The organism is Streptomyces sp. NPDC104226 (assembly GCF_055584085.1).
In genome coordinates this window covers 42,165-56,258 of sequence record NZ_JBVJMS010000008.1, presented here as the reverse complement: position 1 = coordinate 56,258, position 14,094 = coordinate 42,165, and the positions used below count along the sequence as shown (strand labels likewise).

12 protein-coding genes are annotated in these 14,094 nt (G+C 73.1%); 5 read left to right on the top strand and 7 right to left on the bottom strand.

What is annotated here, in order from left to right:
- Positions 1 to 152: 152 nt before the first annotated feature.
- The 3 genes from ACZ60J_RS24555 to ACZ60J_RS24545 all read right to left on the bottom strand — a co-directional run bounded on the left by ACZ60J_RS24555 (position 153) and on the right by ACZ60J_RS24545 (position 3,164).
- Positions 153 to 386 carry a hypothetical protein gene (locus ACZ60J_RS24555; RefSeq protein ID WP_469684974.1) on the bottom strand — a complete coding sequence of 78 codons (234 nt, stop codon included), beginning with the start codon at positions 384 to 386 and terminating at the stop codon, positions 153 to 155.
- Between the two features lie 337 nt (positions 387 to 723).
- Positions 724 to 1,557 carry a S1 family peptidase gene (locus tag ACZ60J_RS24550; RefSeq protein ID WP_469685587.1) on the bottom strand — a complete coding sequence of 278 codons (834 nt, stop codon included), beginning with the start codon at positions 1,555 to 1,557 and terminating at the stop codon, positions 724 to 726.
- A gap of 446 nt (positions 1,558 to 2,003) precedes the next feature.
- Positions 2,004 to 3,164, bottom strand: coding sequence for a DUF5685 family protein (locus ACZ60J_RS24545; protein WP_469684973.1), 1,161 nt, complete (start codon positions 3,162 to 3,164; stop codon positions 2,004 to 2,006).
- A gap of 283 nt (positions 3,165 to 3,447) precedes the next feature.
- Here ACZ60J_RS24545 and ACZ60J_RS24540 point away from each other — a divergent pair, with 283 nt between their 5' ends.
- Positions 3,448 to 3,900: a cell division protein SepF gene (locus ACZ60J_RS24540; RefSeq protein ID WP_254384678.1), complete on the top strand. Its 453-nt coding sequence runs from the start codon at positions 3,448 to 3,450 to the stop codon at positions 3,898 to 3,900.
- A gap of 67 nt (positions 3,901 to 3,967) precedes the next feature.
- On the opposite strand, the gene ACZ60J_RS24535 is transcribed toward ACZ60J_RS24540, so the two are convergent.
- Positions 3,968 to 5,137 (bottom strand): acyl-CoA dehydrogenase family protein, encoded by a 1,170-nt coding sequence (locus ACZ60J_RS24535; protein ID WP_469684971.1) that lies wholly within the window; start codon positions 5,135 to 5,137, stop codon positions 3,968 to 3,970.
- A 120-nt stretch (positions 5,138 to 5,257) separates the two neighbouring features.
- Here ACZ60J_RS24535 and ACZ60J_RS24530 point away from each other — a divergent pair, with 120 nt between their 5' ends.
- The gene (locus ACZ60J_RS24530; RefSeq protein ID WP_469684970.1) at positions 5,258 to 6,250 is read left to right on the top strand and encodes a helix-turn-helix transcriptional regulator; all 993 of its coding nucleotides are present in this window, start codon (positions 5,258 to 5,260) and stop codon (positions 6,248 to 6,250) included.
- A 329-nt stretch (positions 6,251 to 6,579) separates the two neighbouring features.
- On the opposite strand, the gene ACZ60J_RS24525 is transcribed toward ACZ60J_RS24530, so the two are convergent.
- Both ACZ60J_RS24525 and ACZ60J_RS24520 read right to left on the bottom strand, forming a co-directional pair.
- Positions 6,580 to 7,782, bottom strand: a complete 1,203-nt coding sequence (locus tag ACZ60J_RS24525; RefSeq protein ID WP_469684968.1) for a phosphatase PAP2 family protein — start codon at positions 7,780 to 7,782, stop codon at positions 6,580 to 6,582.
- A 259-nt stretch (positions 7,783 to 8,041) separates the two neighbouring features.
- Positions 8,042 to 9,157 carry a hypothetical protein gene (locus ACZ60J_RS24520; protein WP_469684966.1) on the bottom strand — a complete coding sequence of 372 codons (1,116 nt, stop codon included), beginning with the start codon at positions 9,155 to 9,157 and terminating at the stop codon, positions 8,042 to 8,044.
- A gap of 242 nt (positions 9,158 to 9,399) precedes the next feature.
- Between ACZ60J_RS24520 and ACZ60J_RS24515 the strand changes: the two genes are divergently transcribed.
- Positions 9,400 to 11,088: an MFS transporter gene (locus ACZ60J_RS24515; protein ID WP_469684964.1), complete on the top strand. Its 1,689-nt coding sequence runs from the start codon at positions 9,400 to 9,402 to the stop codon at positions 11,086 to 11,088.
- Positions 11,089 to 11,467: 379 nt separating this feature from the next.
- Here ACZ60J_RS24515 and ACZ60J_RS24510 read toward each other — a convergent pair whose 3' ends face one another.
- Complete coding sequence (locus ACZ60J_RS24510) at positions 11,468 to 12,280, bottom strand: transglycosylase family protein (RefSeq protein ID WP_469684963.1); 813 nt, start codon at positions 12,278 to 12,280, stop codon at positions 11,468 to 11,470.
- 284 nt (positions 12,281 to 12,564) lie between these two features.
- Here ACZ60J_RS24510 and ACZ60J_RS24505 point away from each other — a divergent pair, with 284 nt between their 5' ends.
- Positions 12,565 to 13,368: a hypothetical protein gene (locus ACZ60J_RS24505; protein WP_469684962.1), complete on the top strand. Its 804-nt coding sequence runs from the start codon at positions 12,565 to 12,567 to the stop codon at positions 13,366 to 13,368.
- A gap of 223 nt (positions 13,369 to 13,591) precedes the next feature.
- Positions 13,592 to 14,077 carry a hypothetical protein gene (locus tag ACZ60J_RS24500; protein WP_469684961.1) on the top strand — a complete coding sequence of 162 codons (486 nt, stop codon included), beginning with the start codon at positions 13,592 to 13,594 and terminating at the stop codon, positions 14,075 to 14,077.
- The last annotated feature ends 17 nt before the right edge of the window (positions 14,078 to 14,094 follow it).

Genomic DNA, 14,094 nt, shown 5'->3' with positions numbered 1-14,094 from the left:
TCACTTGTCGTCCTCCCGAGTGGGGATCGGAGGCCCGGCGGGGTGGGTGGTTGCCGGAGCCCGTGGAGGGCGGCCGGGAGCACGGCGGAAGAGGATGCCGTTCGACGTGCCCCTGACAAGCCCCGAGAGACGCTGACGGGAGTCTCCTGGCGTCAGATACCGCTAGCAAGGGCGCCTTTCGGCCGCCCCTCGCCCGCAGCGGTCACGAACGGCAGGGTGTCGCCCGGCGGGATGGAGAGGCATGCGAAGGGGTCCGCGAAGGTGCGCGCCGGGTGCCGGCCCCGGTCGAGGTCCACGGTGACGGAGCCGCCGGCGGTGGGGAGGGGCTCGCCGTCCAGGGTGATCCCGCCCGCGCGCCCGGCGGTCGGGGTCAGACCTCCGGGCACGGCCCGCCGGCACCCCGGAACGGCCGGAATTCGACCTTCCGGGTCGCCGGCGCGCCCGTGACGGCCCGTCAGTGCGAGGGGTCCGCACGGTGCGGGGGCGGTGTCCACCCGATGCTCGTGCCGCCGCTTCCGGGCGGCGATCGGATCTTCTGCGTCAGCGCTCATGCCGCTGAAACCTTCCACACCGGCCGGGCCGGAAACCGAAAGGAGCGCCAATGGCCACGAACGCACGCATACACCAACGCACTGGACCCCCACCCGGCAGGCGGGAGGGGGTCCAGCGATGAAGCGGTGGAGCTGTGGAGCTGTGGAGCTGTGGAGCTGTGGAGCGTGCGGCTTAGTAGACGCTCACGCCGTAACGGGACAGCGCTTCCTTGACGGGCTGGAAGTAGGTGGTACCACCCGACGTGCAGTTGCCGCTACCGCCGGAGGTCAGACCGACCGCGCGGGTGCCCGAGTAGAGCGCGCCGCCGCTGTCGCCGGGCTCGGCGCAGACGTTGGTCCGGATCAGACCGGTGACGGTCTCACCGCTGGTGTAGTGCACGGTGTAGTTCAGGCCGGTCACCTTGCCGCCGTGGATGCCGGTGGTGTAGCCGCGGCGCTTGACGCTCAGGCCCACGGTGGCGTTGATGGCGGAGCTGATGTCCTGGCTGCCGACGCTGCCGTACTTCTTGATGGCCTTGTTGTCGTACCGGATGAGACCGTAGTCGTTGCCCGGGAAGCTGCCGCTGACGGCCGGACCGATCTTGGTGGTACGCGCCGCGTTGGTGTACCAGGCACCCGAGCCCTTGACGCAGTGACCCGCGGTCAGGGCGTAGTACGTGCTGCCCTTGCGCACGTTGAAGCCGATGGAGCAGCGCCACTGCGTGGTCCAGATGCCGTCGCCACCGCTGGCCAGCGTCGTCAGCTTGCCGTGGGTGCGCTCGATCTGCACCACCGAGGCGTTCGCCCCGGCTTCCTTCTTGATCTTCTCTATGCTCGCGTCCGAGACCGTGGAGTCCACGGTCACCTTGACGGTCCCCGTGGACGGGTCGGCGGCCCAGGCAGTGCCCGGGACGTCGGCCCGCAGGACCGAGGCATCCGCCGCGGCGAGGCGCTCGGCCATGACGCTGCTGCCGCCCGGGGCCTCTGCCGCCGACGCGGGAACCGCGATGGTGGCCACGGCGGTCATGCCTGCGGCCACGGCGACGAACCGGGAACGGTAGTTGCGCTTGATCGTCACTTATTGTCCTCCCGAAGGAAATCGAAGCCCGGGGCACGTGCGACGCCCCGGCTTGTCTGGTCGTCAGGACCACGGCAGGCGGATCGCCGTTCGCCGTGACCCTGACAAACCCCGTAAATGCTATCGAAGGTTTTCCGGCGACAGCCTTGCGGGGCAAGGGCTGTTTCCGGCCACTGTCCGCTCCGCGTGGGCCGTCTCGGCCGAAGCGCTCCCTTGCCGCAGCCCAGGCCGTGCTGCCGGCCGGCGCACACCGATTCACGGAACGGCCGGAAATCGCCCCAACCTATCGACGGCTTGAAGCGTCGGTCCGAGCCCGGACCAACCCGGAACCAAGCCGGAACCAAGCCGAAACCAATCCGGCCGAACCGGGGGCCGAAAACGGAGCCCGGACCTCCTCAGCAGCCGTCGCAGGGACAGCAGCAGCAGTCGCCGCACCCACAGTCACAGTCGCAGTTCGGACCGCAGTCGCAGTTGTTGCACCACGGCTCCTTCTTCTCCCGGGACCACGGGCCCTCGTGCTCCGTGCAGCACAGCTGGCAGGTGCAGAACAGCCCCAGGGCCACCGCGCAGCCCGGCAGCAGGTCGCGGCGCGGCTTGCGCGGGGGCGCCGGCGGCGGGCCGAAGTCCACCGGGGGCGGCCCGAACGAACCCTCCGGCCCGGCGGCAGCCGCGCCCGCCGCCGGATGGGAGTGGGCGCAGCCGGCCGTCCCGAAGGCCCGGTCCACCGAGGTGCGCAGCTCGTGCACGAGCAGCCGGTGGGCGAGCCCCGCGTCGGCGAACTCCACCTCCCGAAGCGCCAGCCGGATCCCCCGCAGCGCGTCGTCGCACAGCCTGCGGGCCTCGGCGCGGGGGGTCCCGGTGGCGGTCAGCGGGTTCCAGGCACCCGCCGCCGCGTCCGCGGCCTGGTCCTCGACGGCGTCCAGCAGGTGCGCGAGCCGCCCGAAGTAGCGCCCCGCCTCCGCGAGCGCGGGGGCGTTGCCTGGCCGACCCGCGAGGGTCGCGGTATGGGCGAAGGCGGCGGCCGTCGCGGTCTCGGTCGGCTCGGTCACCACGAGCACCGGCGTGCCGGCTCCGGCGAGCGTCTCGATGCCCGCCTGCCGGTCCACGGCGTCGACGAGCACGGCCGTGTCGAAGCCGAGCGAGGCCCCGGTACGGGCACCCGCCCGGTCCCAGCCCCGGGCCACCCGGCGCGCCGCGAGGGCGATCGGGGCGCGGGCCAACAGGCCGTCGCGGTCGGCCACGTGGTCGCGCACCTTCGCGGAGGCCAGGACCAGCGAGACGGCGGCGGCGAGCCGCGCACCCTCGCCGTTGGCCACGGCCGCGGTGCGCATCCCGCGCAGTGGACAGGGCCCGGCGGTGCGCCGGGAGCCCGGGGCGGGACCGGACTGAGCCTCCGTCAGAACGGAGACGAGCAGCCCGTCGTAGTTGGTGACGATCCTCGCGAACTGGCCGTGGTCCCCCCGAAGTGCCAGGCACAGCCCGCAGAGATGGGCCATCCACTCCGTCTTGAACCGCTCTCCGAGCCGATGCGTGCAGGGTCTGACGATGCCGAACAAAACGATTCCCCCGTGTGTCATACGCGTGCTGACGGGCATGGTAGCGAGACCGGCCGTCACCCGTACGCCCCCGTCCCTCACCCGTACGGATGCACCGGTCGTATTTTCACTCAGTCAGCAGCGGTACCCGCCGGGATCCTTGACCGTGCAACGGATGTTCTGCACCAGTACCGTCACGAAACCCCTGCGCGGCGGCTATCCACTTGGCGCGTTGTCAGCATCATGGACGACGATAGGGACGCGGAAGACAAGACAGAACTGACCGCGATGAAAGGAGGCGTCCATGGGTTCGGTGCGCAAGGCGAGTGCCTGGCTGGGTCTCGTAGAGGACAGCGACGACGAGCGTTACTACGACGACGACTACGCGGAGGCCCCGCAGGGGGGTTCGGTGGTCGGCCCCGGCGAGCAGTGGGTCACGGACCCGCGCGTCAAGGTGGCCTCGGAGTCCGCCGTCGAGCAGGGCCGCCGCATCGCGACGGTCACCCCGGACGGCTTCCGCGATGCCCGTGGCATCGGCGAGCTGTTCCGCGACGGTGTCCCGGTCATCGTGAACCTGTCCTCGATGGACCCGGGCGACGCGAAGCGCGTGGTCGACTTCGCGGCCGGTCTGACCTTCGGTCTGCGCGGTTCGATCGAGCGGGTGGCGACCAGGGTCTTCCTGCTGACCCCGGCCGACACCCAGATCGTGAGCGGCGAGCCCGGCGGCCGCTCGCGCGACTTCTTCAACCAGAGCTGAGCAAGGCCCTCACCGGCCGCCCGCGGTTCCTTCCGGCCCTCCCGGCGATCCTGTGGCCCCACCCGGCCTAGCGGAAGGCGTCGAGCCCGGTGAGCGCCTTGCCCAGCACGAGTTGGTGCATCTCGACGGTGCCCTCGTAGGTGAGGACCGATTCGAGGTTGGTGGCGTGCCGCATGACGGGGTATTCGAGGGAGATCCCGTTGGCACCGAGGATCGTCCGCGCGGTGCGACAGATCTCGATGGCCTCGCGGACGTTGTTGAGCTTGCCGAAACTGATCTGCTCCGGCCGCAGGGTCCCCGCGTCCATCCGCCGCCCCAGGTGGTGGGCGAGCAGGATGCCCTTGTGGAGCTCCAGCGCCATGTCCGCGAGCTTGGCCTGGGTGAGCTGGAAGCCGCCGATCGGCCGTCCGAACTGCTCGCGCGTCTTCGCGTAGTCCAGCGCCGACTCGAAGCTGGCGCGCGCCGCGCCCATGGATCCCCAGACGATCCCGTACCGCGCGTGGCTGAGACAGCCGAGCGGCCCCTTGAGTCCGGTGACGCCCGGGAGCACCGCGTCGGCGGGCAGCCGTACGTCGTCCATGACCAGCTCGCTGGTCACCGAGGCGCGCAGGGACCACTTGTGCTTGATCTCCGGGGCGGAGAATCCGGCGCTGTCCGTGGGGACGGCGAACCCTCGGATCCCCTCCTCGGTCTGCGCCCAGACGACGGCCACGGAGGCCACCGAGCCGTTGGTGATCCACATCTTGCGGCCGCTCAGCACCCAGTCCGAGCCGTCCCGCTTGGCGTGCGTGCGCATCGCGCCCGGGTCCGAGCCGACGTCCGGCTCGGTCAGCCCGAAGCAGCCGATGAGCTCGCCCGCGGCCATGCCGGGCAGCCACCGCTGCTTCTGCTCCTCGGAGCCGTACTTCCAGATCGCGTACATCGCCAGCGAGCCCTGTACGGAGACCAGCGAGCGGATCCCCGAGTCCGCGGCCTCCAGTTCCAGGCAGGCGAGCCCGTACTGGACGGCGCTCGCGCCCGCGCAGCCGTATCCCTGGAGCGACATCCCGAGGGCGCCGAGGGCGCCGAGCTCCTTGGCGATCTCCCGGATCCCGGGCAGCTCGCCGTTCTCGTACCACTCGGCGATGTTCGGCAGGACCCGGTCGGCGGCCCAGCCGCGGACGGTGTCGCGGATGGCGAGGTCCTCGGGCGTGAGGAGTTCGTCGAGCCCGAGCGGGTCGGTGGGAACGAAGGACACTGCGCCTCCTGGCAGACCGGGATCACAAAACCTAGCGCCGCAAGTTTGTCGGTCCGCCGGTCCGCGGTCCACCCGCTGCCGGTGTGACCCCGGTCCCGGTCCTGCGGGCAGACTGCGGACATGCTTGATACTTCCGCGCGGCTGCTGCGCCTGTTGTCCCTGTTGCAGGCCCACAGGGAATGGACCGGGGCCGACCTTGCCGGCCGGCTCGGCGTGACGGCGCGGACCGTGCGCCGCGACGTGGACCGGTTGCGGGAGCTCGGTTACCCCGTGAACGCAAGTCCGGGCACCGGCGGCGGGTACCAGTTGGGGGCCGGGGCCGAGATGCCGCCCCTGCTCCTCGACGACGACGAGGCCGTCGCGGTGGCCGTGGGGCTGCGGACCGCCGCCGGGAACGGCGTGGAGGGCATCGGCGAGGCATCCGTACGGGCGTTGGCGAAGCTGGAGCAGGTGCTGCCGTCGCGGCTGCGCTCCCGGGTGTCCGCGCTGAACCGGTTCACCGTGCCCATGTTCCGCGGGGCGGGCGCCTCCACCGTCGAATCCTCCGTGCTGACCGAGCTGGCCGGCGTCTGCCGCGACGCCGAGCGGCTGCGCTTCGGCTACCGGGACCACGGGGGGACCGTCACCCGCAGGACCGTCGAGCCGCACCGGCTGGTGTGCAGCGAGCGCCGCTGGTACCTCGTCGCCTGGGATCTGGACCGGGAGGACTGGCGGACCTTCCGGGTGGACCGGATCGAGCCGAGGCCCCCGCACGGACCTCGCTTCACCCCGCGCCCGCCGCCCGCCGAGGACCTCGCCGCGTACGTCGCCCGGGGCATCTCCCAGCGGGTGTACGCGGCCCGCGCGGTCGTCCGGCTGCGGGTGTCCGAGCAGGAGGCGGCGCGGGTCGTCGGGCCGGCTGACGGGACCCTGGAGCCGCTCGACGAGCAGAGCTGCATCCTGCGCACCGGAGCGGTCAACCTCGATGTCCTCGTGATTCACATCATGATGCTCGGTTGTGAGTTCGAGGTCGTCGAGCCGGCCGAGCTGACGGACCGGATCCGGGCCGCGCGAGATCGGCTCGGCAGGTCACTGGAACCGCGTGAAGCGACCGCGGAAGTGAAGGATTTGTGAGGAAGCGGAGGGCGCCCGGAGTGCGCTCCGCCCACAATTCCGCGAAGTTGCGGGGGAATTCGAAACAGAATTCCCCCCGGGCGTGTCGCGGGACGGGAAATAAAAGGTCCGGACGAACTCCGCCGTGGGGGACTGTGGACAATCCGTGACACAAGCGTGACCCGGTATGGAGGAACGTCCGGGCGCGCCGCTGACGTACCGGGCCTTTCGCCGTGGGTCCGGCGGCGCAATGGCCCGCGGCCGCCGGCCCGGACGCACGACGGCGGGCCCCGGTCGTCGACCGGGGCCCGCCGTGGACGTGCGAGCGGAGGGGGTGCGTACCGTCCGGCTCAGCCGCCGGTGGCCGGGCGGGGCGCCGCGCCGCGCGCCGGGGCGCGCTCCGCGTGGGCCGGACGGCGGCTGCCGGCCGGGGCGCCCGGGGTCCGCTCGGAACGGATCAGGTGCGGACGGCCGGAGAGGTGGGCGGCGGGCCGGGCGGCCGGCTGGTGCCCGGCGGCCTGCACGGAAGCGGAAGCGGGTCCGGCGGAAGCGGAGGCGGCAGCCGATGCGGACGCCGGAACCGGAACCTGTGCGGCCTCCGCCGCCCCCGGCTGCCGCAGCACGACGACGGGCTGTACGGACTGCGCGGGGTGTACGGACTGCGCAGGCTGTACGGACTGCGCCGGCTGACGCCCCGACGGCTCCGCGGCGGCCCGCTCGAGCCGCCACTTGCCGCCGGCCGAGAGCAGCGGGACCAGCAGCCCGGTGAGGCCCTCGGGCACCTGCCCGGCCTCCACGCGGCTGCGCAGCCGTGCGCGCAGGTCGAAGACGTAGGCCTCGGCCCTGGCGATGGCGGGCTCGAACCACGGCAGCGCAAGCAGCACGAGCAGGCCGGCGAGCCAGCCGAGCAGCACGTCGCTGACCCAGTGGGTGCCGAGGTAGACGGTGGTGGCGCCGACGCTCAGGGAGACCACGGCGGAGACCAGGGAGAGCACCCGGCGGGTGACCACCGTGGAGGCCAGGTAGGCCAGGATTCCCCAGGTCACCACGGCGTTGGCGGTATGGCCGGAGGGAAATATATCGCCGCCGGCGAAGAGCTCGGCTGAGCCGATCTCGGTGGCGTAGTGCGGACCGAGCCGGCCCAGGCCGAGCTTGACGGCGCCCACGGTGATGTTGAGCAGCAGCAGTGCCACGCCGAGGGTGATCAGCGGGCGGAGGGTGTGCTGCCTCCAGGACCGCCAGCCGAGCCAGGCCGCGACCATGACCGCGGTGGGGCCGCGCTGTCCGAGGACGACGAGGTAGTCGAGGAAGGCGTGCAGCTGCGGCCACTGCTCGTACGGCCGGAAGAACATGATCTGCCAGTCGAGGCGGACGAGCCAGGAAGTGGTCAGGACCGCGACCACGATCGCCAGGTAGATGCCGAGGGTCGCTCCGAGGAGCACGACGCGGTGCCGGCTCATCCGCGGTGTTTGCAGATGAGCCGGTCGCTCTGGTTCCCGGTCCAGCCGGGCGAACACCCGCTCCAGTCTGGGCAGGATTTGATCGGTACGCACTCAATCGACGTTACCGCGCGCCGATGGGCGCCCCGGTCGAATCACGGGCTTTGTGATGACCATGTGATGTGGAGTTGGTCTCACGCGGGACTTAATTCCCGGTATTCGGCCTTTGGTTGGAGCGGGGAACGTCCCTTCCTCCGACCATTTCCCCACACGCTTAGGCCGCCTTTATCAGTCCTGGTCAATTCGTTTGCCGAAAGATGGAGTGGAACGCTCCATTCCGTGACCTCGGGCCTCCGGACCCTCCCGCCACGGCCTACGGCGGCCCCGACCCGTTGAGCCAGAAGGCCCCGTACCCCGCCGACGCCGCGGCCAGCGCGCCCAGGACGGCGGCCGCCCGGCCCGTCCGCCACCGGGCCAGCGCCACCGCCGGCGGGAACACCAGCGGGAAGGCCGGCAGCAGCAGCCGCGGCTTGGAGCCGAAGTACCCGGAGGCGCACAGGGCGAGCGCCACCACGATCCCGGCGTACACGAGCAGCGGTACCGGCTGGCGCCGCCGCACGCAGAGCGCGTACAGCCACAGCACCAGTGCGACCCCGGCGATCAGCCCGATCCCGGCGGGGAAGGCCGGGGAGGCCAGCCGCTCCCCGATGAACCGGGCGAAGGCCAGGCCGCCGTCGAAGCCGTTGCCCCAGCCGCCCTGCACGTCGAGGTAACCCGTCAGGCCGCCGCCCGTGCGCGCGCCCACCCACAGCACGTACGCCGCCGCGCCGAGCGGCGCCAGCAGCGCCCCCGCCACCGGCCGCCAGGAGCGTTCCCCGGCCCGCAGGGCCAGGGCGGCAGCCACCCACACCGCCGCGACCACGGCGGCGCCGACCGGGCGGGTCAGCCCCGCCCCGGCCGCGAGCAGACCGGCGATGAGCCAGTGCCCGCGCAGGACCCCGTACAGGCTCCAGGCGGCCAGTGCGGTGAACAGCGATTCGCTGTACGCCATCGACTGCACGATCCCGACGGGCAGCGCGGCCCAGACCGCGACGGCGAACACCCCGGCCCGGCGGCCGTGGACGAGCTCGGCGACCGCGAAGATCCCCCAGGCCGCGGCGAGCCCGGCGAGCGCCGACACCACCAGGCCCGCGGAGCCGTACCCGAGCCCGGTGACGGCCGAGACCAGCCGCTCCAGCCAGGGCAGCAGCGGGAAGAAGGCCAGGTTGGAGTGGACGTCGCCGTTGGGGAGCGCCACCTCGTACCCGTACCCCTCGGCGGCGATGCGGGCGTACCAGAGGGAGTCCCAGCGGGCCGAGAGCAGCGTGTGCGCACTGCTGCCGGCCACCGCCCCCCACACCGCGAGCACGGTCAGCCCGAGCAGCCTTACCGCCACGAACACGGTCAGAGCGGGCGCGGCCCGGCGAAATCCAAGATCCTTCACGGGCATGATTATCGAGGTCCGGGGCAATCGCGCCCGGACAGGAAGGGCCGAGGTGGAACGAGTGGCGCACACCACAGCGCAGCCGGCGGCGGGATGAGAGCTTGACCACGTGTCGGACAGCCGAACTCGCGTACGCTGACTGTTCACTCGCGTGTCGACGCCGGACCCCGTAGGACGCCGCCCTCCCCATCCGCGGCTCCGAGAACGCTGGTCCGCCGAGTGCGAGGGATCACCTGGGAGGTACATGCATGTCGGGGACGAACGTGACCGGCGACAGGAACCCTTCCCCCTGGCAGCGACTGCGGCGACTCGGCGCGGGCTCCGGCGGGGCCAACCGCTGGGCCGTCCTCGCGGTCCTCTGCGTGAGCCTGGTGCTCGTCGCACTCGACGCGACGATCCTGCACGTCGCCGTTCCCTCCGTCACCGAAGACCTGCGTCCCGGCCCGATGGAACTCCTCTGGATCGTCGACGCCTACCCGCTGGTCTGCGCCTCCCTCCTCATCCTCTTCGGCACGCTCGGTGACCGCGTCGGCCGCCGCCGCATCCTGCTGCTCGGCTACGGGCTCTTCGGCGCGGCCTCGGCCCTGGCCGCCCTCGCCGACAACGCCCAGGTCCTGATCGCCGCCCGCGCCCTGCTGGGCGTCGGCGGCGCGATGATCATGCCGGCCACCCTGTCGATCCTGCGCCAGGTCTTCCCCGACCGGCGCGAGCGGGCCCTGGCCATCGGCATCTGGACGGCCGTGGCCGCCGTCGGCGCCGCCAGCGGCCCCGTCCTCGGCGGCTTCCTGGTCCAGCACTTCTGGTGGGGCTCGGTCTTCCTCATCAACATCCCGCTCATGATCATGATCCTGCCGCTGGGCCGGTGGCTGCTGCCCGAGTCCAAGGGCTCCTCCGACGGGCCCTGGGACGTGCTCGGCGCGCTCATGGCCGCGGGCGGTGTGCTCGGCGCGGTCCTCGGCATCAAGCGGCTCGGCGCGGAGCGCCATCTCGCCGACCCGCAGGCACTGGTCCCCCTCGTCATCGGCGCGGCGCTCCTCGTGCTCTTCGTCCGCCGCCAGAAGCGGCGCCCGCACCCGCTCATCGACATGCGGATGTTCTCCCGGCCGGCCTTCACCACCTCCGTGGGCTGCATCGTGCTGGCCATGCTGGCGCTGGTCGGCCTGGAGCTCATCGCCGTCCAGTACCTCCAGCTCGTACTGCACCTGAGCCCGCTGGAGACCGGGCTGCGCCTGCTGCCGCTCACCTTCGCCGCGATGGCCGCGGGCGCGACCGGCTCGTACACGCTGGCCCGGACCGGGCCGCGCAGGATGGTCTCGCTGGGCTTCGTCCTGACGGCGTTCGCGGTGCTCCTCCTGACCCTCATGGGTCAGCACGACCGCCCGGTCCTGCTGACCGTGGGCTTCGTCCTCCTCGGCTTCGGCCTCCAGACCACCCTGTTCGCGGCCTACGAGTCCATGCTGAGCGAGGCCCCGGCCGCGACGGCCGGCGGCGCCGCCTCCATCGGGGAGACCTCCTACCAGCTGGGCGCGGGCATGGGCATCGCCCTGCTCGGCAGCGTGATGAACGCGGCCTACGCGCCCGGCCTGGCCTCCGTCCCCGGCGTGTCGCAGGCCGACTCGGCCGGCGCCTCGCACTCGCTGGGCGAGGCCTACCAGATCGCGGCGCGGCTCGGCGGCCCGGCGGGCGAGTCCCTCTTCTCGGCCGCCCGCCACTCCTTCGTCCACGGGCTGCACGTGACCCTGGTCGTCAGCGCGGGCCTGCTCCTGGCGGGCGCGGCCATGGCCCTGAAGCTCCCCCGCACGATGGAGAGCCCGGACCCCGAGGCCACCGCGGTGCACCTCCCCGCCCAGCCCGCATCCGAACCCACCCCGGCCGGAGCCCGCATCCCCTCCCAGCCCACCCCGGACCACGACCCAGCCCTGGGCCACCCGGCCTGACCCCCGGCCCACGTGGCCGTTCGAGACCCGGGGTCTGTGCCTCCCAGCCGCCCGGCACCTGAGGACCGGGGTCCGACCTCTCGCCCGTCCGGCGCCCAAGGCCCGGAGCCCGGCCTCTCAGCCGCCCTCGCTTGAGGCCCGGGCTCCGGCATTTCAGCCGTCCGGCGTTTGAGGCCCGGGGGCCGGGCGCAGCGAATCCAGCCGTCCGGCGTTTGAGGACCGGGGTCTGGGGCGGAGCCCCCAGGGGGTCCGGGCGCAGCCCGGTACCCCTCCCAGCCCCGCCGCCGTTTGAGGCGCGGGGTCCGGGCAGCGCCCGGGGAACGGTGGAAGGGCGGGTAGGGGACCTCGCCCCGCAGGGACGACCACCCGCGCCGGCCCGCTACGGCCGCGGCCCCGCCGCCCCCGAGCGGCTCGGCGCAACGGACGGCCCGGCGGCCGGAACCGTACCCGGGGCCGGGGCCGGGGCCGGGGCCGTGGCCGGAGTCGGGGTCGTGGCCGGAGCCGGGGCAGTGGCCGGAGTCAGGGTCGTGGCCGAGGTCGTGGCCGGAGCCGGGGTCGTGGCCGGAGCCGGAGCCGGTGACGTCGGGGCCGGGCCGGCCGGGGCCTCCTTCCGCGCGGACGGCGGGAGCGTCAGCAGCGTCCCGATCCGCAACACCTCCGGCCGCGGCCCGACCACCCCCCGGTTCGCCGCGTAGAGCGCCTGCCACCCACCCCGCACCGCATGCCTCCGCGCGATCCCCACCAGGGTGTCCCCCGACCGCACCACGTGCATCCGCCCCGCCAGCCCGTACCGCTTCGCGCACACGGGCCACGCCTCCCAGCCCTGGCTGCCGAGCAGCTCCTCGCCGACCCGGATCTGCTGCTCCCGCGTGGCGAGGTCCGCCCTCGGGGCGAAGGCCAGCCCCCCGTGCTCCTCCCACGTCGGCTGCCAGAACTGCAGTCCGCCGTAGAAGCCGTTCCCCGTGTTCACCGCCCAGCGGCCCCCGCTCTCGCAGTCGGCCACGCAGTCCCAGGGCCACGTCCCGCCGGGCCCGCAGTCCACTGCCCGCCCGGGCGCCCCCGGCCGCGGCGGAGGCGGCGCCACGACCGCCGCCGACGCCGACGAAACCGAAGCCAAAGCCGACGCCGAAACCACCGCGACCAGCACCAGCGCCGCCGCGCCCACCCCACCCGGAACCCCGAAGTTGCGCATCGCGTCACGCTACGCAGCCCCGTACCGCCCCCCGCGCGCGCCACACCGCGCCCCGCGCGCCCCCACCCGCTCGGCCCACCTCCCAAACGGCCAGCACCGACCATCAACTGCGCACAACCAAAAAAGAGTTGGCACGAAAACAACGGCCCGGTCGGACCGTTCACTCCTTCGGGGGTCCGGTTCGATTCCGTTCCCTCAAACGGCGTGACCCCGGCCGCCACTCCCCCGTTGAGCCCGGCGAGCCGGAACCCCCCGGCCCCGCACGCCTACCGAGGAGCCACCCCGTGCCGCGCATGCTCGAAGTCAGTGATGAGGTACGTGCCGAGATCGGCGACGAGGAGGCCGAGCGGCTGCTCGCGGGTGACGGGTCCCCGGGCAGTTACGACTGCACGTCCTGCCGCACCCCCGGCGACTCCGAGCGCGAGCAGACCAGCACGGTGCTGTTCGTCGGCGACGAGACGGCCGTCCTGGCCTTCGCCCACGCCGGCTGCATCCCCTCGCAGGTCGTCTCCGTCCCCGAGGCGGACCTCCAGGGCGCCGTCCGCTCCATCACGGGCGACAGCCCCGCCCCGGCGGCCGCGGCCGCCCCCGCCGGCGACGTCCCGCAGTCGGTGCCCGGCGGCCAGGCCGTCCTCGGCATCACCAGCGGCCTGATCCTGATCAACGGCGAGCTGCACCCCGCCCTCGTGGTGGAGCCGACCGCGCCCATCGCGCGCCCCGGCACCACCGGTCCCGGCGACGACTTCCTCCCGCTCCTCATCGAGCAGGGCTTCATCCCCATGACCGAGACCGAAGAGGTCCCGCAGGCCCTGAGCGGCTGGTCGATCCTGCTCGCCGCCGGCCAGCTGCACTCGGTGCTCCAGCCCGGTCAGATCGCCTGGTGGCAGGCGCACCGGCCGCTGTCGGTGACCGACGGCTGGCGGGCCGCCGTCAACAAGACGCAGCGCGTCCTGGTGTACGCGGCCCCCGTCGGCACCATCGGCCAGCAGCCCCGCGAGGACCTGCTGCGCGACGCCCTGGACAAGGCCGCCCGCAACGGCAAGCTGGTCGCCGCCTCGATGCCGCTGGCGGGCACCCCGGGCGCCTGAGGCCCCGGCACCCGGGAGCCTTCCCCGGGCTCCCCGCCCCGGGCCTTCCCGGGCTCCCGCTCCCCGTTCTGCCTTCCGTCCCCGAGACTGCCGTCCGACCCCCGCCACGGGGGCCGGGCGGCGTGCGCCGGGGGTGCGCGGTCCGTCCCGCGCACCCCCGGCGATCTGCGTTTTCCGCCCCGCGACCCCGCATCCGCGAGCCGCCCGTTTCGTTGGCTGATACGTGCATTCCTACGATGTCTCCCGCGCCCCGTCCTATCCGAGCAGCGTCCCCCCGATGCGCCCCGTACGGGAGCTGGGGAGCTCTCCTGCCGCCTCGCACACCCCCATCTACGACAGGCTGTGCTCGGAGTACCTGCGCGCCTTCCGGGCCCTGCCCGGCGACCGCACGGGCGAGGAGGACCTCGGCTTTACGGCGTTCTCGTACGGGGGCCCCTACAGCGGCGCGTACACCGGCGGCGCGGGCTCGTACGGCAGCGGCTCCGGGACGGGCTCCGCCGGTTCCTACGGGAGTGGCTGGAACGGTTCCTCATGGCAGCCGACGGGTCAGCACGCCGGCCAGCACGCGGACGCCTGGCAGCCGTCCACCCCCGCCCCGCAGCCGCAGTACTCGTACGCCGGCGCCGGATACGCGAACGGGCGGCAGCACCAGACCGGGATGCAGCACATCCCGGCGGCCCTGCCGCCCGCTCCGCGCCGGGGCTACTAGCCCGGCAGCGCCCTGCT